18 protein-coding genes are annotated in these 19,713 nt (G+C 70.8%); 11 read left to right on the plus strand and 7 right to left on the minus strand.

Annotated features, from left to right (window positions below):
- Window positions 1–2 precede the first annotated feature (2 nt).
- A complete protein-coding gene (locus tag N0B31_RS18215) occupies window positions 3–683 on the minus strand; it encodes a CPBP family intramembrane glutamic endopeptidase (protein WP_260593036.1) in 681 nt (226 codons plus the stop codon).
- Window positions 684–903: 220 nt separating this feature from the next.
- Here N0B31_RS18215 and hemC point away from each other — a divergent pair, with 220 nt between their 5' ends.
- The 3 genes from hemC (at window position 904) to N0B31_RS18230 (ending at window position 3,602) form a co-directional block, all read left to right on the plus strand.
- Complete coding sequence (gene hemC, locus N0B31_RS18220) at window positions 904–2,010, plus strand: hydroxymethylbilane synthase (protein ID WP_260593037.1); 1,107 nt, start codon at window positions 904–906, stop codon at window positions 2,008–2,010.
- Entirely contained in the window at window positions 2,007–2,801 is a 795-nt protein-coding gene (cobA, locus tag N0B31_RS18225; protein ID WP_260593038.1) for a uroporphyrinogen-III C-methyltransferase, read from the plus strand. Before hemC ends, cobA begins: the two co-directional genes overlap by 4 nt.
- A 66-nt stretch (window positions 2,802–2,867) precedes the next feature.
- Window positions 2,868–3,602 (plus strand): uroporphyrinogen-III synthase, encoded by a 735-nt coding sequence (locus N0B31_RS18230; RefSeq protein ID WP_260593039.1) that lies wholly within the window; start codon window positions 2,868–2,870, stop codon window positions 3,600–3,602.
- Between the two features lie 248 nt (window positions 3,603–3,850).
- Here the strand turns inward: N0B31_RS18230 and N0B31_RS18235 are convergent, their stop codons facing one another.
- The 5 genes from N0B31_RS18235 to N0B31_RS18255 are packed head-to-tail and all read right to left on the minus strand — an operon-like array spanning window position 3,851 to window position 8,959.
- The gene (locus N0B31_RS18235) at window positions 3,851–4,273 is read right to left on the minus strand and encodes a Rieske (2Fe-2S) protein (RefSeq protein ID WP_260593040.1); all 423 of its coding nucleotides are present in this window, start codon (window positions 4,271–4,273) and stop codon (window positions 3,851–3,853) included.
- 31 nt (window positions 4,274–4,304) lie between these two features.
- Window positions 4,305–4,931: a TetR/AcrR family transcriptional regulator gene (locus tag N0B31_RS18240; RefSeq protein ID WP_260593041.1), complete on the minus strand. Its 627-nt coding sequence runs from the start codon at window positions 4,929–4,931 to the stop codon at window positions 4,305–4,307.
- Between the two features lie 19 nt (window positions 4,932–4,950).
- Window positions 4,951–7,215 (minus strand): COG1361 S-layer family protein, encoded by a 2,265-nt coding sequence (locus tag N0B31_RS18245; protein WP_260593042.1) that lies wholly within the window; start codon window positions 7,213–7,215, stop codon window positions 4,951–4,953.
- Window positions 7,215–8,000, minus strand: coding sequence for a DUF2705 family protein (locus N0B31_RS18250; RefSeq protein WP_260593043.1), 786 nt, complete (start codon window positions 7,998–8,000; stop codon window positions 7,215–7,217). Before N0B31_RS18250 ends, N0B31_RS18245 begins: the two co-directional genes overlap by 1 nt.
- Window positions 8,000–8,959, minus strand: a complete 960-nt coding sequence (locus N0B31_RS18255) for an ABC transporter ATP-binding protein (protein WP_260593044.1) — start codon at window positions 8,957–8,959, stop codon at window positions 8,000–8,002. The genes N0B31_RS18250 and N0B31_RS18255 overlap by 1 nt, the downstream gene beginning before the upstream one ends.
- 225 nt (window positions 8,960–9,184) lie before the next feature.
- Between N0B31_RS18255 and recJ the strand changes: the two genes are divergently transcribed.
- The 4 genes from recJ to N0B31_RS18275 all read left to right on the plus strand — a co-directional run bounded on the left by recJ (window position 9,185) and on the right by N0B31_RS18275 (window position 14,258).
- On the plus strand, window positions 9,185–10,654 hold the full coding sequence (recJ, locus tag N0B31_RS18260) for a RecJ family nuclease (RefSeq protein ID WP_260593045.1): 1,470 nt from the start codon (window positions 9,185–9,187) through the stop codon (window positions 10,652–10,654).
- A gap of 95 nt (window positions 10,655–10,749) precedes the next feature.
- Window positions 10,750–12,423, plus strand: coding sequence for a methyl-accepting chemotaxis protein (locus N0B31_RS18265; RefSeq protein ID WP_260593046.1), 1,674 nt, complete (start codon window positions 10,750–10,752; stop codon window positions 12,421–12,423).
- 351 nt (window positions 12,424–12,774) lie between these two features.
- Complete coding sequence (locus N0B31_RS18270; protein WP_260593047.1) at window positions 12,775–13,470, plus strand: class I SAM-dependent methyltransferase; 696 nt, start codon at window positions 12,775–12,777, stop codon at window positions 13,468–13,470.
- A gap of 26 nt (window positions 13,471–13,496) precedes the next feature.
- A complete protein-coding gene (locus N0B31_RS18275) occupies window positions 13,497–14,258 on the plus strand; it encodes a crotonase/enoyl-CoA hydratase family protein (RefSeq protein ID WP_260593048.1) in 762 nt (253 codons plus the stop codon).
- Window positions 14,259–14,262: 4 nt separating this feature from the next.
- On the opposite strand, the gene N0B31_RS18280 is transcribed toward N0B31_RS18275, so the two are convergent.
- On the minus strand, window positions 14,263–15,126 hold the full coding sequence (locus N0B31_RS18280) for a hypothetical protein (protein ID WP_260593049.1): 864 nt from the start codon (window positions 15,124–15,126) through the stop codon (window positions 14,263–14,265).
- Between the two features lie 135 nt (window positions 15,127–15,261).
- On the opposite strand from N0B31_RS18280, the gene N0B31_RS18285 reads away from it, so the two are divergent.
- The 4 genes from N0B31_RS18285 (at window position 15,262) to N0B31_RS18300 (ending at window position 19,711) form a co-directional block, all read left to right on the plus strand.
- Window positions 15,262–16,470, plus strand: coding sequence for an iron-containing alcohol dehydrogenase family protein (locus N0B31_RS18285; RefSeq protein WP_260593050.1), 1,209 nt, complete (start codon window positions 15,262–15,264; stop codon window positions 16,468–16,470).
- A 104-nt stretch (window positions 16,471–16,574) separates the two neighbouring features.
- Entirely contained in the window at window positions 16,575–17,291 is a 717-nt protein-coding gene (locus N0B31_RS18290; protein ID WP_260593051.1) for a helix-turn-helix domain-containing protein, read from the plus strand.
- A gap of 44 nt (window positions 17,292–17,335) precedes the next feature.
- On the plus strand, window positions 17,336–18,169 hold the full coding sequence (locus N0B31_RS18295) for an AAC(3) family N-acetyltransferase (RefSeq protein WP_260593052.1): 834 nt from the start codon (window positions 17,336–17,338) through the stop codon (window positions 18,167–18,169).
- 117 nt (window positions 18,170–18,286) lie between these two features.
- Window positions 18,287–19,711: an ABC transporter substrate-binding protein gene (locus N0B31_RS18300; protein WP_260593053.1), complete on the plus strand. Its 1,425-nt coding sequence runs from the start codon at window positions 18,287–18,289 to the stop codon at window positions 19,709–19,711.
- Window positions 19,712–19,713: the final 2 nt, after the last annotated feature.

Raw genomic sequence — 19,713 nt, forward strand, 5'->3', positions numbered from 1 at the left:
GGTCAGAGAGCACCGGCCAGCCCGAGGAACGTAGCCCCCGGGAGGCCGAGTGTGTCGTGGACGACGTGTGCGACCGTACACCATCTGATCGACCCCGTCTGGCGGGCGTGGTATCCGTACGAGGCACCGAGCAACAGGGCGTAGAGGACGAATGCGGCGACTCCCCCCGGGACGGGCGAGGGTCTGACAGACTGTGGTGCGACGTGCCAGAGCGCGAACCAGACCGTCGGATGGACGTACCCCAGCCAGCGGCTGTCGGGGAACACGCGGACGAACGTCCCGCGCCAGAGCAGCTCCTCGGTCACGCCGATGACGACCCCCACCACCAGCGACGCGACGAGTGCGGCGGCCGACGCTCCGGCCACGTTGGGCAGGAAGTAGAACAGGAACGGGAACGGCAGGAGCCAGACGAGCGCGACGGCGGTCAGCTGCGGCCGCGACCCGAGCGGCGGCCGCCCCGCACGGAACAGGTCTCTGACCCCCGCCGGGCCGAGGAGGGCGGTGGGGACGGCGAGACACCAGCCCACCCAGTAGAAGACGAAGCCCCCGAGGTAGCCGACCGAGCCGAACCGGGCGTCGAGCCACTGGAAGGTGACCAGCGTGGTGGCGACGAGCGCGACCGGCGTCGCCAGCAGCGTCCACTGTCGCCACGTCAGCCGCCTCGGCACGTCCCGCCAAGTCATCCTCACGGGGAGACGCCCGGCGGCCAAGAGGAGCGCGCTGGTTCCCGTCCCCCGAGAACCCCACCTCACGACGATTTGCTATCGCGCCATACGGTTTACCGTCTCCCGACCGGCCGTCACCGTTCGTCCAGCCGACACCACCGCAGGGGCCCGATTCCGGCGGCCTCGCTCCCCGGAGCGACCCGAAGGGAACTTCAACGGCCCGCGCCGACTCGGACGTATGACCGACAAGCAGACCCTCAGGCTGGCCACACGGGGGTCGGACCTCGCGATGCGACAGGCCCTGGCGGTGAAAGATCGACTGGAGAACCGCCGGACGGCCGTCGAACTCGTCGAGGTGGAGACGACGGGCGACCAGCTCGAGGACGAACTCATCCACCGTCTCGGCAAGACGGGCGCGTTCGTCCGCGCCCTCGACGAGAAGGTGCTCGACGGGGAGTGTGACGCCGCGGTCCACTCGATGAAGGACGTGCCCACGGACTTCCCGGCCGAACTCGTCGTCGCCGGCGTCCCCCGGCGGGCCGCCGCGGGCGACGTGCTCCTGACCCCGGACGGCCGCTCGCTCGCGGAGCTCCCGGACGGCGCCGTCGTGGGCACCGCCTCGCTCCGTCGGACCGCCGAGCTGCTGGCCGAGCGTCCCGACCTCACCGTCGAACCGCTGCGTGGGAACGTGGACACCCGCGTCGAGAAACTGCTCGCGCCGGCGCTCCAGCGCGAACACGAGCGCCGGATGGACGCCGAGGAGGGGGGCGAGGACGACCAGGCGAACGCCGAGCAGTTCGACCGGTCGGTCGAGGAGTGGTTCGACTCGCTCTCGGAGATCGAGCGCCGGGCGCTCGGTCGCGAGGTCGACACCGAGTTCGACGCCATCGTCCTCGCCGAGGCCGGCCTCGAGCGGGCGGGCCTGCTCCCGCACGTCCCCTACGAGCGTCTGCCCATCGAGACGTTCGTCCCCGCGCCGGGACAGGGCGCCATCGCCGTGACCGCCTGCGACGGCGACCTCGCCGAGGACCTGCGCGAGCGCCTGGACGAACCCCGAACCCGCGTCGAGACGACCATCGAGCGGACGGTACTGAAGACGCTCGGCGGCGGCTGTGTCGCGCCGCTGGGCGTCTACGCGACGCTCCGTGGCGAGTACGTCCACGTCGTCGCCCGCGCGCTCTCGCGTGACGGCACCGAGGAGGTCCGCGCGACGACCGACGTCCCCGTCGCCGAACACCCCAGCGCGGCCCGGACCTTCGCCGAGGGGATGGCCGACGACGGCGCCGCCGAACTGGTGGCCGAGGCTCGCGTGCAGGAGGACGAGGAGCGGGAGGCGACGCGATGAGCGGGTCCGACGACGCCACCGCGGGGTTCGTCTCGCTCGTCGGGAGCGGCCCCGGCGACCCGGAACTGATGACGGTGAAGGCCAAGCGCCTGCTCGCGGAGTGTGACGTCGTCCTCCACGACAAACTCCCCGGCTCGGACATCATCGGCTCCATCCCCGAGGCCAAGCGCGAGGACGTCGGCAAGCGCGCCGGCGGGGAGTGGACCCCGCAGGAGTACACGAACGCACGCCTCGTCGAACTCGCCCGCGAGGGCAAGCACGTCGTCCGCCTGAAGGGGGGCGACCCGTTCGTCTTCGGCCGCGGGGGCGAGGAGATGGAACACCTCGCCGAGCACGGCGTCGAGTTCGAGGTCGTGCCGGGGCTCTCGTCGGCCGTCGCCGGCCCCGGTGTGGTCGGCATCCCGCTCACGCACCGCGATTTCGTCTCCAGCGTCTCGCTCGTGACGGGCCACGAGGACCCCACGAAAGACGAGTCGGCGGTTGACTGGCAGGCGCTCGCGGACACCGGCGGCACCCTCGTCGTCCTGATGGGCGTCGGGAAACTGCCGCTCTACGTCGAGGAGCTCCTCGACGCCGGGAAGGACCCCGAGACGCCCGTGGCGCTCGTCGAGCGGGCGACGTGGCCCGACCAGCGGGTCGTGACGGGGACGCTCGACACCATCGTCGAGGCCCGCGACGAACACGGCGTCGAACCGCCGGCCATCACCGTTATCGGCCAGGTCGCGGCCACGAGAGACCGCGTGAAGGCGTTCCTCCGTGACGGGCGCCCGCAGGAGGGTGCGGATGGATAAACCGCATACCGCGATAGCGAATCGCGGTCGGTGGGCCACGGCCGGCAGACGGGAGGTGGCCTCGTGATGGTCGCTATCGCCGCGTTCCGGCCGGACGATGACCGACTCGCCGACGCCGTCGCCCTGCTGGAGTCGCTGGGCGCCCAGCCCGTCGCCGACCCGATGCTGGCCGTCGACCCCACGGACGCGGCCCCCCGACAGGACGCGGACTACACGATCCTGACGAGCAAGACCGGCGTCGAACGCGCCGACGCCGAGGGGTGGACCCCCACCGGGACGGTCTGCGCCATCGGCCCCTCGACGGCCCAGTCCCTCCGCGACCACGGCTACGCGGTCGACCTCGTCCCCGAGACCTACTCCTCGGCCGGGATGGTCGCGGCGCTCGAAGACGAGGTCGCGGGCGCACGCGTGGAGGTGGCGCGCTCGGACCACGGGAGCGACACCCTGCTGGACGGGCTGAACGACGCCGGCGCGTACGTCCACGAGACGGTGCTCTACCGGCTGACCCGCCCACCGAGCGCCGGCGCGAGCGTCGAGGCCGCGGCCCGCGGTGACCTCGACGGCGCCCTGTTCTCCTCCTCGCTCACCGTCGAGCACTTCCTGGACTGCGCCGCCGACCTCGAACTCCGCGAGGCCGCTCTCCAGGGGTTGAACGACGCCGTCGTCGGCTGCATCGGGAACCCGACGCGCGAGCGCGCCCGCGAACTCGGTGTCGAGGTGGACGTGGTACCCGACGAGGCGGACTTCGACGCGCTCGCACGGGCCGTCGTCGACCGCATCGAGGCCCGAGACGGCGACTGACGGCTGGACCGCTCCGCGCTCCCGGTTCGTGCGCACTCTCTCCCCCCCACGAGTGGCCACACGGTCGAGTCGCACGCAGACGGGCAGGAGAAGCGCTCTACGGCCACGGAATCTGTGGCTGGCCGTCCCCACGGGCTGCCGATTTCGTATCGTGCCCAGCCGTTTACAGCGTCAGACGCCAGCGTCTCGACTCGAACGGGGAATCCAGACGAGAACGGCTCGAACCCTCCGAGATCGACCGAACCGACTCAGAACCCGAGGTGCGACGTCGAACTCGGCATGTCGTCGTCGTCCTCCTTCGGGCCGTCGTGCCGGAACGTCGCCGAGTCGTCGACGAGGTAGACGTCCTCGCCCTCCACCTCGACGTCGAGGTCCGGGAGTGTCGTCTCGCGGGCGTCGCCGTTGTCGCAGTAGCCCGAGCAGGTGTCGAACGAGGAGCCGTGTCGGGGGCAGATGATCTCGCCGTCGCGCATCGCCGCGCCGTGTCCGTTCCCCCGGTCGAGGCGCTGTGGCTCGTGGGGACAGACGTTCCGGAACGCCCGCACGGGACCGTGTTCGTCGTCGCCACAACGGACGAGGATGTACTCCTCGTCGGCGCCGTGTTGGCGGACAGTGAACAGCCACGAACCCCGCTCGGGGACCTCGTCGAGGCTGGTGAGTCGCGTCTTCATGGAGGGAGCGACGGTGGCGCGGTACTTCAGTTCAGCCGTCCGCGGGCGAGCCGTCTGCGGGTGTCGCCAACCCCGCGGCCACCGCGTCCACGAGCAGCTCGCGGACCGCGGCGTAGCGCTCCTCGCCCACGTCCTCCTCGTGGAGCGTGAGGAAGGTCACGGCACGGATGGCGTGGGCGACGGTCTCCGGGTCGGGTCCGCGCAACCGGCCCGCCTCGTGCCACGCCTCCACGTAGGGGAGGAAGTACCCGACCGACTGCTGGCGGTCGGCCGCCAGTTCCGCGTCGCTCAGTCGGTCGCGCAGGCGGTCGAGTTCGTCCTCGACCACGAGCCGCCTGACCAGCGGGTCCGTCTCGACCGCCTCGCAGATGGTCCGGAGGAACGCCGCGATGGCGCGTTCCGGGTCGTCGTGGCGCTCGAAGGACGCACCGACGACGCGGTCGGCGATGGCCTCACCCTCCTCCTCGAGCAGTTCGAGGTAGAGCGCCTCCTTCGAGTCGTAGAACGTGTAGAACGTGCTGTCGGCGACCCCCGCGGGGTCCGTGAGGTCGGCGATGGTGGTCTTGGCGAGGCCGTAGCGAGCGAACAGGTCACGGCCCGTCTCGCGCAGTCGCTCGCGGATGCGCTCGCGTTCGGCGTCGGTGAACTCGCGGGGCATCAGTGGCCCTCCACCGTGCTCATCGGTTGAACCACCAGTACGCTCCGGCGACGAGGATGGCGATGCCGATGCCCGCGGCGGCCACGAGGGTCGTGAAGTCCGCCGGGCCCGAGGGTTGCTGCGCGACGGTCACCGGGACCCGGTAGGTGTCCGTAGACGGGGTGCCGCCGGCCGCCTCGCTCGTGACGTTCAGCGGGACGGCGAGCGAACTCGGGACGGCGTCCTCGTCGACGGTGAGTTCGAACGACACCTCCGTGGCCTCGCCGGGCGCTAGTCGCTCGACGTACGCCTCCGGGGCGGCGCTGGAGAGGGGTGCGTTCGGCGCGATGCGGAGGGTGATCTCCTCCCGCGGCTCGGCTCCGGTGTTGGTCACGTTCACCATCAGCCGACCGGAGCTGTCGGGTTCGAACGCCGCGTCGACCGGGTCGACCGAGAGCGGTTCGCGGTCCGCTCCGACGGTGCGGGTGAACGAGACGGCGTCGCTCGTCCTGGCCGCCCCTCCCTCGGTCTCGTACTCGACGGTCAGCGAGAACGAGCGGTCGCCGGCCGTCGTCCCCGCGCCCACGTCCGTCTCGACGGCGAAGGTGGCTGACTCGCCGGGGTCGAGGTCACCCACGCTGACGGCCCCTTCCGGGAACGAGACGTGCGGCGAGCGCGCCCCGAGGACGACGAGTGCGTTCCGGACGGCCCGGTCGCCGTCGTTGGTGACCGTCCCGCGGATGGTCCCACGCTCACCCACGTAGAGGTCGCCGGAGAGGTCGCGTACGTCTAAGGCGACCGGGTCGTTCACCGGGACGCCCACCTGCAGCGGTCGGCCCGCCACGGTCGTCGTGCCGCTCTCGTACCCGACCGTGGCCGACAGCGTGTAGGTTCCCGCGGCGGTGGTCGGCGCGGCCGTCAGGTCGTAGGTGACGGTCTGCGTCTCGCCGGGTGCCCACTCGCCGACGAACCGGGTCCCCGACTCCCCCCCGTCGACGGTGAGGCCCGTGCCCGGGGCGGCGAGCGCGACGGTCGCTCCGGGGAGCGTACGGTCGGCGGTGTTGCGCAGGGTGAGCGCGACGGTGCCCGAACCGCCCGTGACGGCGTCGCTCTCCACCGTCTCGACGGCGACCGTCGGCGGCGCCGCCACCTCGACGCCGACCGGGACCGTGCGGGTGGTCTCGCCCACGCCGTCGCTGCCGGTGAAGGTGACGGCCGCGGAGAGGGTGTAGGTGCCCGCCGTGCTGTCGGGGCCGGCGCGCACGTCGTAACTGACGGTCCGCGTCTCGCCGGGTGCCCACTCGCCGACGAAGCGGGTGCTCCCCTGCCCCCCGTCGACGGCCAGCCCGCCGTCTGTGGTCAGGCGGACCGTCGCTTCGCGGAGGGGCTCCGCCCCGTCGTTGCGCAGGCGCACGTCGACCGTGCCGGCCCCCTCGGCGACGACGGTGCTCGAGACGTCGACCACCGCGAACCGGCTGTCGGTGACGGGCGTGACGCCGACGAGGAGCGTCGCGGGCGTGACGACGCGGCCCGCGCCGTCCCGGTAGGTCGGTGCCAGCTCGAGCGTGTAGGGTGCCGGACGGACGTCCTCGGCGACGCCGACGGCGTACTCGAGCGTCCGTCGCTCGCCGGGGTCCCAGCCGTCGGCGAACCGGGTCGCGCCCTCGCCCGACGAGAGCGCTGGGTCCGGCGACCGGAGCGTGAACTGGGCGTCGCTTGCGGCCGTGCGCCCGACGTTCTCGACGGTGACCGAGACGGCGCCCGACTCACCGGCCCGGAGGTCGGCGTCGGTCTCGACCACGCGGAAGACGGGCGCGGCCTCGACGCGGACCGTCAGGGTTCGCGTGACCGTCTCGGTGTTCTGCTGGGCCGCGCCGATGAGCTCGGAGACCTGCGACGTGTAGCTGTAGGAGATCTCGACCGGTACCTCGTAGGTGCCCGGCCGGGCGTCCGCGTCGACGCTGACGGCGACCGGCAGGGTGGCGGCACCGCCGTCCGGGATACTCCCGACGAGGTGGGTCCCGGTCCGGACGTCGATGGGCCCCTCGTCGTCGACCGACACCTCCACGGCGCGGGCCGTGGTGACGCGTTCGTTGAGCGCGGGGTTCGACAGCGAGGCCTGTTCGAGCTCCGCGTCGTTCGCGACGACCACCGAGAGGGTGGCCGTCTCGCCGGGCCGGACGGTGTCGTCGGAGAGCCCCACCGTGAGGTTGGGCTCGCCCTGGACGACGGCCTGTGCGGGGGCCGGGACGACCAGCAGGAGGACGAACACGACGGCCAGCGCGCGGGTGGCGCGCGCGTGCATCAGAGGTCCCTCCGCTGGAACACCAGCAGCGACAGCACGAGCAGGAGCACGGCCGTCTCGGCCAGGACGAGCGCGCCGAGCAGGTCGTACTCCCCCTCGACGAGGATGGCGCTCGGGTCGTAGAACCGCGAGGGGCTGAGCGAGCCGAGCCACTCGAAGTCGGTCCCGGCGACGAGCGAGTCGACGAGGAAGAGCGCGAAGACCAGCCCCGCGGCGACCCGCTGGGCGGCCGCCGCCCCGTCGAACACGGTCGAGCAGAGCACGCCGAGCGCGGCCGTCAGCAGCAGGTACGGGATCGAGAGGGCGTGGACCGCGAGGACGTCCGCCAGCGGGATGGCCTCGTCGACGAGGAGCGACCCGACGTAGACGACCGCCCCGACCACGACGTTGACGACGAGGACGGGCCACGCGAGCGAGAGGAACTTCTCGCCGACGAGTCGGCTCCGCGAGAGCGGCGTCGAGAGCAGCATGTCGGCCCGGCCGCTCTCGACGTCGCCGGCGATGCTCCCGCCACCGAGGTACGCGAAGTAGATGCCGAGCATGATCACCCAGCCGAACTGGTAGAGTTCGACGGCGAGCAGGCCGGCGAACGAGCCCATCGCGTCGACCGCGAACGCCTGCTGGAACGCGGGCGGGAGCGCCTCGAAGTAGGCGGTGAAGTCGACCTCCGAGATGATGGAGGGGCCGATGGCGAGGAACAGGGCGGCGAACAGCGAGAGCCCGGCGGCGGCGACGAACGCACCCACCGACCGGCGCTCGGCCTCGTAGCGAGCGACCTCGAACATCAGGCGGTCACCTCGCCGGCGTCTCCGGTCTCCTCGGTCGCCGGGTCGCGTCCGTTCGCCGGCCTCTCCGGCCCCTCACCGTAGAACCGCATGAAAACGTCCTCTAGCGGCGCGTCACGGACGTCCAGGTCGAGGACCGTGTGGTCGGTCAGCCGCGCCAGCAGGGTGTCGTAGTTGCCGGTGAACGTGAACGAGACGCTCGTGGTGCCGTCCTCGTCGGTCACCCGCAGGTCGTCGGCCCCCGGCAGGTCGAACTCCTCGCGGGCGACGCGTTCGTCGAACCGCGCGGTGACCACCTTCCCCCCGCGGGTCAGCAGGTCGTCGACCGTCTCCACCTCGGCGAGGTGGCCGTTCCGGATGATGCCCACCCGGTCGCAGGTCTTCTGGACCTCGCTCAGGACGTGCGAGGAGAGGAACGCCGTCTTCCCGCTGGCCACCTCGTGTCGGAGGAACTCGTTGAACCGCTCCTGTTTCAGCGGGTCCAGCCCCGAGGTGGGTTCGTCCATCACCAGCAGGTCCGGGTCGTGCATGAACGCGAGCACGAGCGCCAGCATCTGCTTGTTCCCGCGGGAGTACTCCCCCACCTTCCGATCGAGCGGCGGGTCGAACAGCTCGAGCAGTTCGTCGCTCCGCTCGTCACCCTGCAGGGCGCCGTAGTACCGGAGGAGGCGCTTGCCGGTCACCCCTTCGTCGAGCCCGGGGTCGCTCGGGAGGTAGCCGACCCGCGCCTTCGCCGCGCGGAGTTCGTCGGGGTCGGACACGTCGTGGCCGAGCAGCCACGCCTCGCCGCCGGTGGGTTTCAGGAACCCCAGCAGTGTCCGCATCGCCGTCGTCTTCCCGGCCCCGTTCGGGCCGAGGAAGCCGAACACCTCCCCCTCTCGGACCTCGAAGGAGACGTCCTCGATACCCCGCACGTCGCCGTAGAACTTCGTCAGTCCCTCCGTTCGGATGGCTGTCATGGGGTGTTCACCCGTCGCCGTGGGTGGCGTGAACGTATAAGCGTTCCATTTTCACGGACTCCGTCCGGTGAAACGACCGCTCAGAGGGGTCTCGGGCCGGATACGGGCAGTTCGGGTGATCGAGCGAACGGTCGCCCGTTCGCGAGCCGTAAACCGATAGCCACGATATCGAATCACCGTCGGCGAGTGCGAGGGTTCAAATCCGAACGAGCGCAACGCCGGGGTATGAGCGTGCCCGTCCCGGAACTCGCCGATCGTGCCGACGCCTGCGCCGAGCGGCTGCTCGACGCCGACCGCGTGTTGCTCGCCTCGCACATCGACGCCGACGGGCTGACGAGCGCCGCCGTCGCGGCGACGGCGCTCCGACGGGCCGGCATCCGGTTCGAGACGGTGTTCAAGAAGCAACTGGACGCCCACGAGGTCGAGAGCATCGCCATGCGGGGCTACGACACCGTGCTGTTCACCGACTTCGGGAGCGGGCAACTGGACGCCATCGTCGAACACGAGGACGCCGGGGAGTTCACGCCGGTCGTCGCCGACCATCACCAGCCGGCGGACGCGGAGACCGAGTTCCACCTCAACCCGCTCCTGTTCGGCATCGACGGGGCGAGCGAGCTCTCGGGTGCGGGCGCGGCGTACGTGCTGGCCCGGGCGCTGGGGGAACGGACGAGCCCCGCCACGGACGGTGGAACTGCCGCCGCCGGCGCGCCCCCCGAACACGACGCCACCGCCAACCGTGACCTCGCGGCGCTCGCCGTCGTGGGTGCCGTCGGGGACATGCAGGCCTCGGGTGGCGCGCTCCACGGCGCCAACGAGGGTATCGTCGCGGAGGGGGTCGAGGCCGGCGTGCTGGAGGAGGCGAAGGACCTCGCCGTCTACGGGAAACAGACGCGCGAACTCCCGAAACTGCTGGAGTACGCCACCGACGTGTTCGTCCCCGGCATCTCGAACTCCCAGTCGGGGGCCATCGAGTTCCTCGACGGGCTGGACGTGGACTGTCGGTCGGGCTCCGAGTGGAAGCGATGGGTGGACCTCACCGAGTCGGAGCGCCAGACGGTCGCCTCGGCGCTGGTCCGGCGGGCCATCCAGCGCGGGGTCCCGGCCTCGAAGGTCGAACGCCTCGTCGGGACGAGCTACACCCTCACCGCCGAACCCGAGGGGACGGAACTCCGCGACGCGAGCGAGTTCTCCACCCTGCTGAACGCGACCGCGCGGTACGACCGCGCGGACGTGGGCCTCGCGGTCTGTCTCGGCGACCGGGGTGGTGGGCTGGAGCGTGCCCGCGAACTCCTCTCGAACCACCGGCGGAACCTCTCCGAGGGCTTGCAGTGGGTCAAACGCTCGGGCGTCACGAGCGAGGAGCACCTCCAGTGGTTCGACGCCGAGGACCGCATCAAGGAGACCATCGTCGGCATCGTCGCGGGGATGGCCGTCGGGAGCGACGGCGTGGACCGCGGCACCCCGATACTCGCCTTCGCCCGCAAGAACGACGAGGAGACGAAGGTGTCGGCCCGGGGCACCCACACGCTCGTCCGGGCGGGACTGGACCTCTCGCGGGTGATGGGCGAGGCCAGCGAGACCGTCGGCGGGAAGGGCGGGGGCCACGACGTGGCGGCGGGCGCGACCATCCCCGCCGGCCGCGAGCGGGAGTTCGTCGAGGTCGCCGACCGCATCGTGGGCGAACAGTTGGGTTGAAAATGCGGCTATAATCCACCGAACCGAGATTCTATGCTCCGATAATTTGGACCGTCGGTTTATGTCCCCGCGCTGGCGACCGGAGGACGACACCTATGCTGCGCGAGATGCTGCGGGGGCTGCGGGGTGGTACAGACACTGGGCGACCCGTCACCGACGGCGGGGTGCTGACGTCGGCGTCGGACGGGAATCGAGGGGCGGCCGCGGCCGACCACGCGGGCGCCGACGTGACCGACGAACTCGACGCCGTCGACGGAGAGGACCTCGTTCGGAGCATCCTCGGCGGGCTGGCGTTCCCGGTGCTGGTGACGGACGCGCGGGGCGAGGTGACACACGCGAACGCGAACGCCGCCGACCTGTTCGGGCGCGGGGCCGACTCGCTCGTCGGGAGCGCGGCGGCCGACCTCTACGCCGAGGCGGGCGGGACGGCCCTGCTCGACCGGACGCTCGAAGACGGCGAGCGCATCGAGGAGTACGAGGACGCGTTCGAACTCGGGGGGCGGACGGCTCACGTCTCCCGGAGTGTCGTCCCGATCACCTGCGCTCGGGGGACGGTCCGGGGCGCGATGGCCATCGACCGTGACATCTCCGAACGGATGGCGCTCCACGAGCGTGAGGCACAGCTGGAAGCGTACCAGCGCGAGGTGATGGACCGGCTACAGTCGAACCTCGTCAAACTCGGGGCGGGCGACCTGACCGTCGACCCGACCGTCCCCGACCCCCCCGCCGAGTTCGAGGCCATCGAGAACGTCCACGCGGAGTTCGTCGAGATGACCGGCAACCTCACGACGGCCGTCGACCGGATGCGCGACTCGCTCGAACGCAGTCGCCGGCGGGCCGATCGGCTGGAGACAATCGGCCAGGACATGAGCGCGTTGAGCGAGGAGACGGCCGCCGCCATCGAGGAGGTGAGCGCGTCGGCCGAGAGCATCGCCGACGCGGCCGAGCGACAGGCCGAGCGTGCCGGGGCCGCCGAGACCAACATCGCGTCGCTCTCGGGGTCGATCGAGGAGATAACCGCCAGCGCGACCGGGATGGAGGAACTCTCGCGGGAGGCCGTCCAGGCCGTCCGTGAGGGGGCACAGAACGGCCGGACCGCCGTCGAGGAGATCCGCGAGGCGAACGAGGCCGGCGAGCGTAACCTCGAGATGATACGTTCGCTGGAGGGGCAGATGGGGACGGTCAACGAGATGGCCGACCTCATCAGCGATATCTCCGACAAGGTCCACCTGCTGGCGCTGAACGCCAACATCGAGGCCGCTCGTGCGGGTGAACACGGCCAGGGGTTCACCGTCGTCGCCAACGAGGTCAAGAGCCTCGCCGAGCAGTCGGGCGACGCCGTCAAGCAGATCACGGAGACTATCGAGGAACTGAAAGCCGGTATCGCCGAGACGAGCGAGACCATCTCCGACGGGACCGAGCAGGTCCGAGCCGGCGTCGAGGCCGTCGAAGAGGTGGTCGACAACGTCGACGAGGTCGCCGACGTCATCGCCGAGACCAACACCGCGGTCCAGGAGATCGCCGACGCTACCGAGGAGCAGGCCGAGGACACCCAGGCCGTCCAGCGGGTCGTCGAGGACGTGGCCGGCGTCGCCGACGAGGTGTCCGGCGGCGTCCAGCAGGTGTCGGCTGGTATCGAGGAGCAGTCCGAGGCGAGCGAGAACATCGTCGAAGCGGCCGTCGAACTCGGGACCACGAGCGAGGAGATGCTCGAGGAACTGGAGACGTTCCGTCTGGACCGCGACGAGTCCGCACAGTTGCTGGACTGAACCGCCGATAGCGGGCGCTCTGGCCGCCGAGGGGTCCGAATCCGGTGGTGTCCCGTTCTCGACGCCCCGTCCGGTGGACTCGACCTGCCGAGTCCGCCCCGGCGTTCGGAGGTCACCAGCCACACTCCCACGGGTGATTTCCTATCGCGGCATCCGGTTTACGTTCGCGAGTCGAGACAGTTCAAATCGCGATAACGTGCGCGGGTTTTTTATACACCGACGCGTCGGTCGAACCGTCCTCCGGGGCAGTTCCCGGTGGCACTACTCTCCCTTCGAACCCCGCCCGGAGAGCGGCGGCGCCGTGCGTGCCGGGGAAAGAAACAGGAGCGTCGCGGCTGGAGAGCCGGGACGATGCCCACCGAGACGACCGACGAGGACCCGGACCCCGAACACCGGGCCGCCATCGAGCGGAGTCGCCGCCGCTGGGAGTTCCTGAGTTCGCGGTGGGGGTTCGTCGAACGCGACACCGTGGGGGTTCGCCGCGAGGCGGTCGACCTCCTCGACCTCTCGCCCGGCGACCGGGTCCTGGACCTCGGCTGCGGTCCGGGCGTGAACTTCGAGGCGCTCCGCGAGGCCGTCGGGCCCGAGGGACTGGTCGTCGGTGTCGACCTCGCCCGCGGGATGGTCGAGCGTGCCCGCGAACGCGTGGAGACGCGTGGCTGGGAGAACGTCGAGGTGGTGCAGGCCGACGCCACCCGCCTCTCGTACCGTCGTCCCTTCGACGGGGCACTCGCCACGACGGCGGTGAGCGCGATGCCCGACGTCCGTGGCGTGGTCGAACGCGTCCACGACGCACTCGTCCCCGGGGCCCGGTTCGCGCTCTACGAGATCCGACTGGTCCCCTCGGGTCCCGCTCGGGTCCTGAACCCGCTCGTCGAGCGGTTCTACCGGGCGTTCGGGAACTGGAACACGGAGGAGGACGTGCTGACGGAGCTCCGACGCACGTTCGACTCCGTCGAGGAGGGCCGGTCGTTCGCGCTCGGGACGAACTACCTCGTCGTCGCCCGGACGGCCGACGAGGGCCCGTCGGGCCGACCCCACGGTTGACGGTCCTCGCCCACGCAGGCCGTGCCATGACCGTCCACTACGACCGGGAGGGGCCGGTGGCCGTCGTCACCGTCGACCGACCCGAGCGACGCAACGCCATCGACCACGCCACGAGCGAGGCGCTCGGCGACGCCTTCGACCGCTTCGAGGACGAGGACGACGCCCACGTCGCCGTCCTCACCGGGAGCGAGGGCACCTTCTCCGCCGGTGCCGACCTGAAGGCGATGGACCTCGAGGACACCCCCGACGGCTGGCTGGGGTTCACCCGCCGTCGGCTGGAGAAGCCGACCATCGCGGCCGTCGAGGGCCACTGCGTCGCCGGCGGTATCGAGATGGCACTCTGGTGTGACATCCGCGTCGCGGCTCGCGGAGCCACGTTCGGCTGTTTCGAACGCCGCTTCGGCGTCCCACTCGTCGACGGCGGCACGCAGCGACTCCCGCGTGTCGTGGGCCTCGGCCGGGCGCTCGACATGATCCTCACGGGCCGTGCTGTGGACGCCGAGACGGCCGAGCGCTGGGGGCTGGCGACCCGACTGGTCGACGAGGGGGAGGCGCTCGACGCCGCCGTCGAACTCGGCGAGCGACTCGCCGAGTTCCCGCAGGAGACGATGCTCACCGACCGCGAGGCGGTCTACGACGGCGTCGGCACCCCGCTCCAGCAGGGACTCGGACTGGAGGGGTGGTACGGCTCCCGAGCGCTCCAGACGGCGATGGAGGGCGCCGAGCGGTTCGCCGGTGGGGAGGGAAGAAGCGGCGAGGGTATCGAGGACGAGAACGGGGACGACTGACGGTCTACTGGCCCTTGCCGGCGCGGCCGGGTTCGGTCAGCGTGACGTCGTCGTAGTAGTACTGCTGGTCGACGCCGAAGTTGGGGCTGTTGAAGATGAACTCGAGGAACTGCGTGCTCGGCGCGAACACGTTGTAGTTCCGCTCGTCGGCGACGAGCTTGCCGTCGACGCGCCACTTCATGGCCGCGCCGTCGCTGGTCTGCTGGAGCTGTGCCTCGACGTCCACCCAGCCACCCTCCTCGGGGTCGATGCCGAGCTTCCGGGGGAGGCCGATGGACTCCCAGCGGGCGCCGGCGAAGTCACCGTTCTCGTCGGCCTCGTAGACGTAGACCCGGAATCCGGCCTCGCCGTCCTCGTTCGCGTCGCTGTCCTGGTACTCGAGGATGGGGTACGCGCTGATGCTGCCACCTTCGTTGCCGAGGACGGGCCACACGCCGGTCTGCTGGCCGACGCCGTCGCCCTCCCACGCGGGGTCGATGTAGAACCGGTACGAGAACCGCGACCCGGTGCCGGTGTTCCAGTAACTGCCCCCGGCGTCCTGGTACTTCTTGCCCTGATAGCCGTAGAACCCGGAGGTCGGGCCGTCCTCGCTGATGTCGATGCAGAGTCGGTCGTCCCCGTCGAACGATGCACGGGTGAACGCCACGGGGTCGTAGCCGAGACTCGGGTTGTATCGGTCGAGGACCCATCCTGCCGTGTTGGGACCGTTCCCGGCAACGTCGGCCGCCGTCGAGAAGTCGAGGTCGAACACCGCGTTCGGGCTCGCGCCTGGCCGTGCGCTCGCGGTGGCCGTGCCGAGGCCAGCGGCCACGAGCGTCGCGCCGCCCAGTCGGAGTGCCGTGCGTCGAGTGATATCGTCTGATACCATGCGGAGTACGGATATGTTGACCGTTAGTTATCACTTGCTTGGCCGACGCTAACCCCGTCCCGACTCGGAGACCGACAGCGCGGTACCCCGATACCGCCACCCGGATTCATACGCCCGCCACGCGACACGGCACCTATGGACGACCGCATCCCGGAGTTCCGGTTCCCCTACGACCCACCGACGGTCCGCTACGGCCGCGACGCGGTCGAGGACCTCGCGGCCGAACTGGCTGCCATCGACGTCGAGCGTGCCCTCGTCGTCGCCGGTGAGACGACCGGGACGAGCGACGCCGTCGGCGGCCGCGTCGAGGCGGGGCTCGGGGACCGACTGGTCGAGACGTTCGCCGAGACGACGACGGACAAGCGCATCGCGACGGCCCACGAGGTGGCCGAACTCGCCGACGACCTCGACGCCGACGCCCTCGTCGCGGTCGGCGGTGGCTCCTCGCTGGACGTCGCGAAGGTCGCGGCCACGCTCCGCGAGACGGGCCAGTCGCTCGACGAGGCGCGGGCCGCGCTCCGCGAGGGTGGGCTGGCACTCCCGCAGGAGGCGACGCCGACGCCCATCGTGGCCGTCCCGACGACGCTCGCGGGCGCGGAACTCTCGGTCGTCGCCGGTATCACCGACGCGCCCGACAGCGAGGGCGACCTCGTCGTCCGCGGGGGCGTGTTCGACCCGCGGCTGATGCCCGCGGCCGTCGTCTACGACCCGTCGCTGTTCGAGACCACCCCGCACGGCGTCCTCTGTGCGTCGGCGATGAACGGCTTCGACAAGGGGCTGGAGACGGTGTACGCCCGGAACGCCACGCCGGTCACGGACGCGACGGCGATGCGTGGGCTCTCGCTGCTGCGGCGGGGGCTCCCCGAACTCGGTGCGGGCGAGTGGGACGCGGACACCCTCTACGACTGCATCGTCGGGACGATGCTCGTCCAGTACGGCTGTTCGCGCTCCGACGGGACCACGCTCTCGGTGATCCACGCCTACGGCCACGGGGTCGCCCGCGGGTTCGCCGTCCAGCAAGGTGGCGCTCACGCCATCGTCCTGCCGGACGCGCTGGAACACCTGTTCGGCGAGGTGGACGCCCGGCGCGACCTGCTGGCCGAGGCGTTCGACGTGGCGGCCGACTCCCCCGAGGCGACGGCCGAGGGGGTCGTCGAGGCCGTGACGGAGGTCCGGGACGCGCTCGGCCTCCCCACCCGCCTGCGCGACGTCGAGGACATGGACGAGTCGGACCTCCCGAAGATCGCCGACGTGGTCGTCGAGGACGGGTTCATGCGCAACCGACCCGAGGGGTACGACCCGACGGCCGAGGACGTCCTCGGGGTGCTGGAGCGGGCGTGGTGAGCACGGCGGCGACCGAACGGCTTCAATCGCCCGGCGAATGACGCCCTGCGCGAAAGTCTTTTGCTGTGTCACACGAAACGTGCCGGCCACGCAGGGGCAGGACCATGCTAGAACTCACCCTCGACATGGAGCAGTACGACTGCCCGTTCATCGACACGACGGAGGCGACGGACGTCTCGTTCGCGGCGGTCCACTGGGAGTTCGACAGCGCCCGGCACGAACTGGAGACGCGGATGCTGGTCGAGGGGGCCGACCGGGGGGCGCTGGAGAACGGGCTGGGGGCGCTCGCCGACCACGAGAACATGCGCGAGTGCACGCTGCTCTCGAAACAGGGCGAGGCGGCACAGATACGGACCACCATCGACGAGACGGACGCGATGGGGACCATCCGCGCCAACGAGGGGTACATCACCGGTCCGTTCCACATCCGCGAGGGAGCGGAGCTCTGGCACGTCGGCTTCGACCGGGAGGCCACCGCCGACGAGACGCTGGAGGCGCTCGACCGGGCCAACGAGTTCGACGTGGTCGAGCGCGAGCGCGTCTCGCCGCACTCCGTCACCGGGTTCGTCCAGAACGTCGGTGCGGCGATGACGCTCGTCGAGGGGTGTCGCGACCTCTCACCCACCGAGCGCCGCACGCTCGAGGCCGCCGTCGACCGGGGCTACTTCGAGTCACCGCGCGGGGCGTCGCTCGGTGACCTCGCCGACGAGTTCGGCGTCTCGAAGACCGCCGTCTCGAAGAACCTCCGCCGGGCCGAGGGGAAGGCGATGGGTCGGGTGAGCGAGGCGCTCTCGGAGATGGACGAGGACGAGTCGGCCTGACACGGCCCCACGAGGCTTATCCCTCGCCGCTGGCACGACGGCACATGAGCGACAGCGACGAGACGGGCTCCGACGGGGTCCTCCCGGTCGAGCGTTCGTCCGAACCGATCACGGTCGAGTCGATGGCCGCGGCCCTCCGTGCCCTCGGCGTCGAGTCGGACGACTGCCTGCTGGTCCACGCCTCGCTCTCCTCGCTGGGGTGGGTCAACGGCGCCGCCCCGGCCGTCGTCGACGCCCTCCAGCGGATTCTCACCGACGGGACGCTCGTGATGCCGACCCACTCGCCCGACGTCTCGAACCCGGAGTGGTGGGAGAACCCACCCGTCCCCGAGGACTGGTACGCGACGGTGCGCGAGACGATGCCCGCCTACCGGCCCGCGGTGACTCCGACGCGCGGGATGGGGGCCGTCGCCGAGTGTTTCCGCTCGTACCCCGGCGTCGAGCGGAGCGCCCACCCGATGCACTCGTTCGCGGCGTGGGGGACCGACAGCGCGTTCGTCACGGAGAGGCACCCCCTCGACGACTCGCTCGGTGACGACTCGCCGCTCGCACGGGTGTACGACCGCGACGGACGGGTGCTGTTCCTCGGCACCACGCACGCGACGAACACGTCGCTCCACCTCGCGGAGTACCGCGCCGACCTCGGCCTCGAGCGCGAGTCGAAGGGGAGCGCCGTCGTCCGCGACGGCGAGCGCGAGTGGGTCACGTTCGAGGACCTCGCCATCGACGACGAGGACTTCCCCGAGTGCGGTGCGGCGTTCGAAGCGGCCCACCCCGAGGCCGTCTCGCGCGGCGAGGTGGGGGTCGCCGAGTGTGCGTTGCTGGACCAGCGACCGATGGTCGACGTCGCCGTCGAGTGGTTCGAGGCGAACCGCTAACCGGGCGGGAGACCCGTCTCGACGACCGGTTCTGGTGGACCGGCTCGTGAGCGTCTCGTCGGTTCACATGTCAACCCGACGTGTTAGCGTGGTGTGACAGTACTCCTCTAGCGTGTCATGGAACGAAATCACATCTCGCGGCGACGGTTCGTCGCCGCGGCTGGTGCGGCCGGCATCGCCGGCCTCGCGGGCTGTTCGAGTGGCGACGGCACGCCGACCCCGACCGAGGAACCGACGGACACCCCCGGCGGCGGGGGTGGTGGCGGGAGCACCGACACCGCGACGGGGACGCCACAGCCGGTCTCTGGAACCGTGAGGATCGGCGTCCTCCAGCCGGTGTCGGGGAGCCTGCAGTACTACGGCCAGCAGTCGCTCTGGGGGCTGTTCCAGGGGTTCAACTACAAGAGCGAGAGCGAGTTCGCCCCGCCGGCCGAGACGGGGACCCAGACGGTCAGCGTCGGCGACGTGGACTACGAACTCGTCGTCCGGGACACACAGCTCTCGGCCGACGAGGCGCAGACCATCGCGACGAACTTCGTCCAGCAGGAGGACGTCGACGTCATCGTCGGCTGCAGCTCCTCTGCGGCGGCCAACCGCGTCATCCAGACCGTCTCGACGCAGGTCGACATCCCGACGCTCATCGGGCCGGCGGCGTCGGCCGACATCACCGCGAATGCCGAGACGTGTGCGCCGAACGTGTTCCGCGCCAGCGAGAACACCGCGATGGACGCCCGCTCGGGCGGCACATACGTCGCGCAGAACTCGGACGTCTCGTCGGTGTACCTGTTCGGCGCGGACTACTCGTTCGGCCGTGCGGTGGTCAACAACTACCGCTCGGTACTCGAGTCGCAGGGCGTGGAGATCGTCGGCGAGCAGTTCCTCCCGCGGGGCTACTCCGAGTGGGAGGGCCTGCTCGACAACGCCGAGAGCGCGGGGGCTGGGGGGATCGTCGCCGGATTCACGGTCCAGACGCTCCCGCAACTGTTCACCACGTTCCTGAACGGCGACTACTCGTTCAAGGTGTTCGGCGGCTTCGCCACACAGGTGACGACCGGCATCGTCGGGCAGACCCTGCAGAACGAGCTGGGGACGCCGCTGACCGAGGAGAAACTGCAGAACGCGAATCTCGGGCCGTTCACCTCGCGCTACCACTGGAACCAGTACGACAACGACATCAACAGCGCGTTCGTCGACAGCTACACCTCGGCGTACGGCATCGTCCCGGACCTGTTCAGCTCCGGGCTGTTCACGACCGCCTCGGCGCTCGTGCAGGCCGTCGAGTCAGCCGGCTCTACCGAGGGTGCAGACCTCGTCTCCGCGCTGCAGGGGATGACCGTCACGGACACCCCGAAGGGTGAGGGCGCCTACACGTTCCAGGAGTACAACAACCAGGCGCGCTCGGAGATGACCATCGCGGGTGTCGCGCCCAACGACGAGGACAACTGGGACGCGGCAATCAAGCCCGGCGAGGCCGTCGAGCGCATCCCGGCCGACCAGACGACCATCCCCGCGGACTCCTCGGAGATGGGGTGCTCGCTGTAGGC

Source organism: Salinirubellus salinus (assembly GCF_025231485.1).
GTDB classification, from domain to species: domain Archaea; phylum Halobacteriota; class Halobacteria; order Halobacteriales; family Haloarculaceae; genus Salinirubellus; species Salinirubellus salinus.

Coding starts and splice junctions, on each gene's coding strand:
- N0B31_RS18255 (WP_260593044.1), bottom strand. CDS start 8,959: ATGACAGCCATCCGAACGGAGGGACTGACGAAGTTCTACGGCGACGTG.
- N0B31_RS18235 (WP_260593040.1), bottom strand. CDS start 4,273: ATGAAGACGCGACTCACCAGCCTCGACGAGGTCCCCGAGCGGGGTTCG.
- N0B31_RS18270 (WP_260593047.1), top strand. CDS start 12,775: ATGCCCACCGAGACGACCGACGAGGACCCGGACCCCGAACACCGGGCC.
- hemC (WP_260593037.1), top strand. CDS start 904: ATGACCGACAAGCAGACCCTCAGGCTGGCCACACGGGGGTCGGACCTC.
- N0B31_RS18240 (WP_260593041.1), bottom strand. CDS start 4,931: ATGCCCCGCGAGTTCACCGACGCCGAACGCGAGCGCATCCGCGAGCGA.
- N0B31_RS18230 (WP_260593039.1), top strand. CDS start 2,868: ATGGTCGCTATCGCCGCGTTCCGGCCGGACGATGACCGACTCGCCGAC.
- N0B31_RS18215 (WP_260593036.1), bottom strand. CDS start 683: ATGACTTGGCGGGACGTGCCGAGGCGGCTGACGTGGCGACAGTGGACG.
- N0B31_RS18265 (WP_260593046.1), top strand. CDS start 10,750: ATGCTGCGCGAGATGCTGCGGGGGCTGCGGGGTGGTACAGACACTGGG.
- N0B31_RS18275 (WP_260593048.1), top strand. CDS start 13,497: ATGACCGTCCACTACGACCGGGAGGGGCCGGTGGCCGTCGTCACCGTC.
- N0B31_RS18280 (WP_260593049.1), bottom strand. CDS start 15,126: ATGGTATCAGACGATATCACTCGACGCACGGCACTCCGACTGGGCGGC.
- N0B31_RS18245 (WP_260593042.1), bottom strand. CDS start 7,215: ATGCACGCGCGCGCCACCCGCGCGCTGGCCGTCGTGTTCGTCCTCCTG.
- N0B31_RS18250 (WP_260593043.1), bottom strand. CDS start 8,000: ATGTTCGAGGTCGCTCGCTACGAGGCCGAGCGCCGGTCGGTGGGTGCG.
- N0B31_RS18290 (WP_260593051.1), top strand. CDS start 16,575: ATGCTAGAACTCACCCTCGACATGGAGCAGTACGACTGCCCGTTCATC.
- N0B31_RS18300 (WP_260593053.1), top strand. CDS start 18,287: ATGGAACGAAATCACATCTCGCGGCGACGGTTCGTCGCCGCGGCTGGT.
- cobA (WP_260593038.1), top strand. CDS start 2,007: ATGAGCGGGTCCGACGACGCCACCGCGGGGTTCGTCTCGCTCGTCGGG.
- N0B31_RS18295 (WP_260593052.1), top strand. CDS start 17,336: ATGAGCGACAGCGACGAGACGGGCTCCGACGGGGTCCTCCCGGTCGAG.
- recJ (WP_260593045.1), top strand. CDS start 9,185: ATGAGCGTGCCCGTCCCGGAACTCGCCGATCGTGCCGACGCCTGCGCC.
- N0B31_RS18285 (WP_260593050.1), top strand. CDS start 15,262: ATGGACGACCGCATCCCGGAGTTCCGGTTCCCCTACGACCCACCGACG.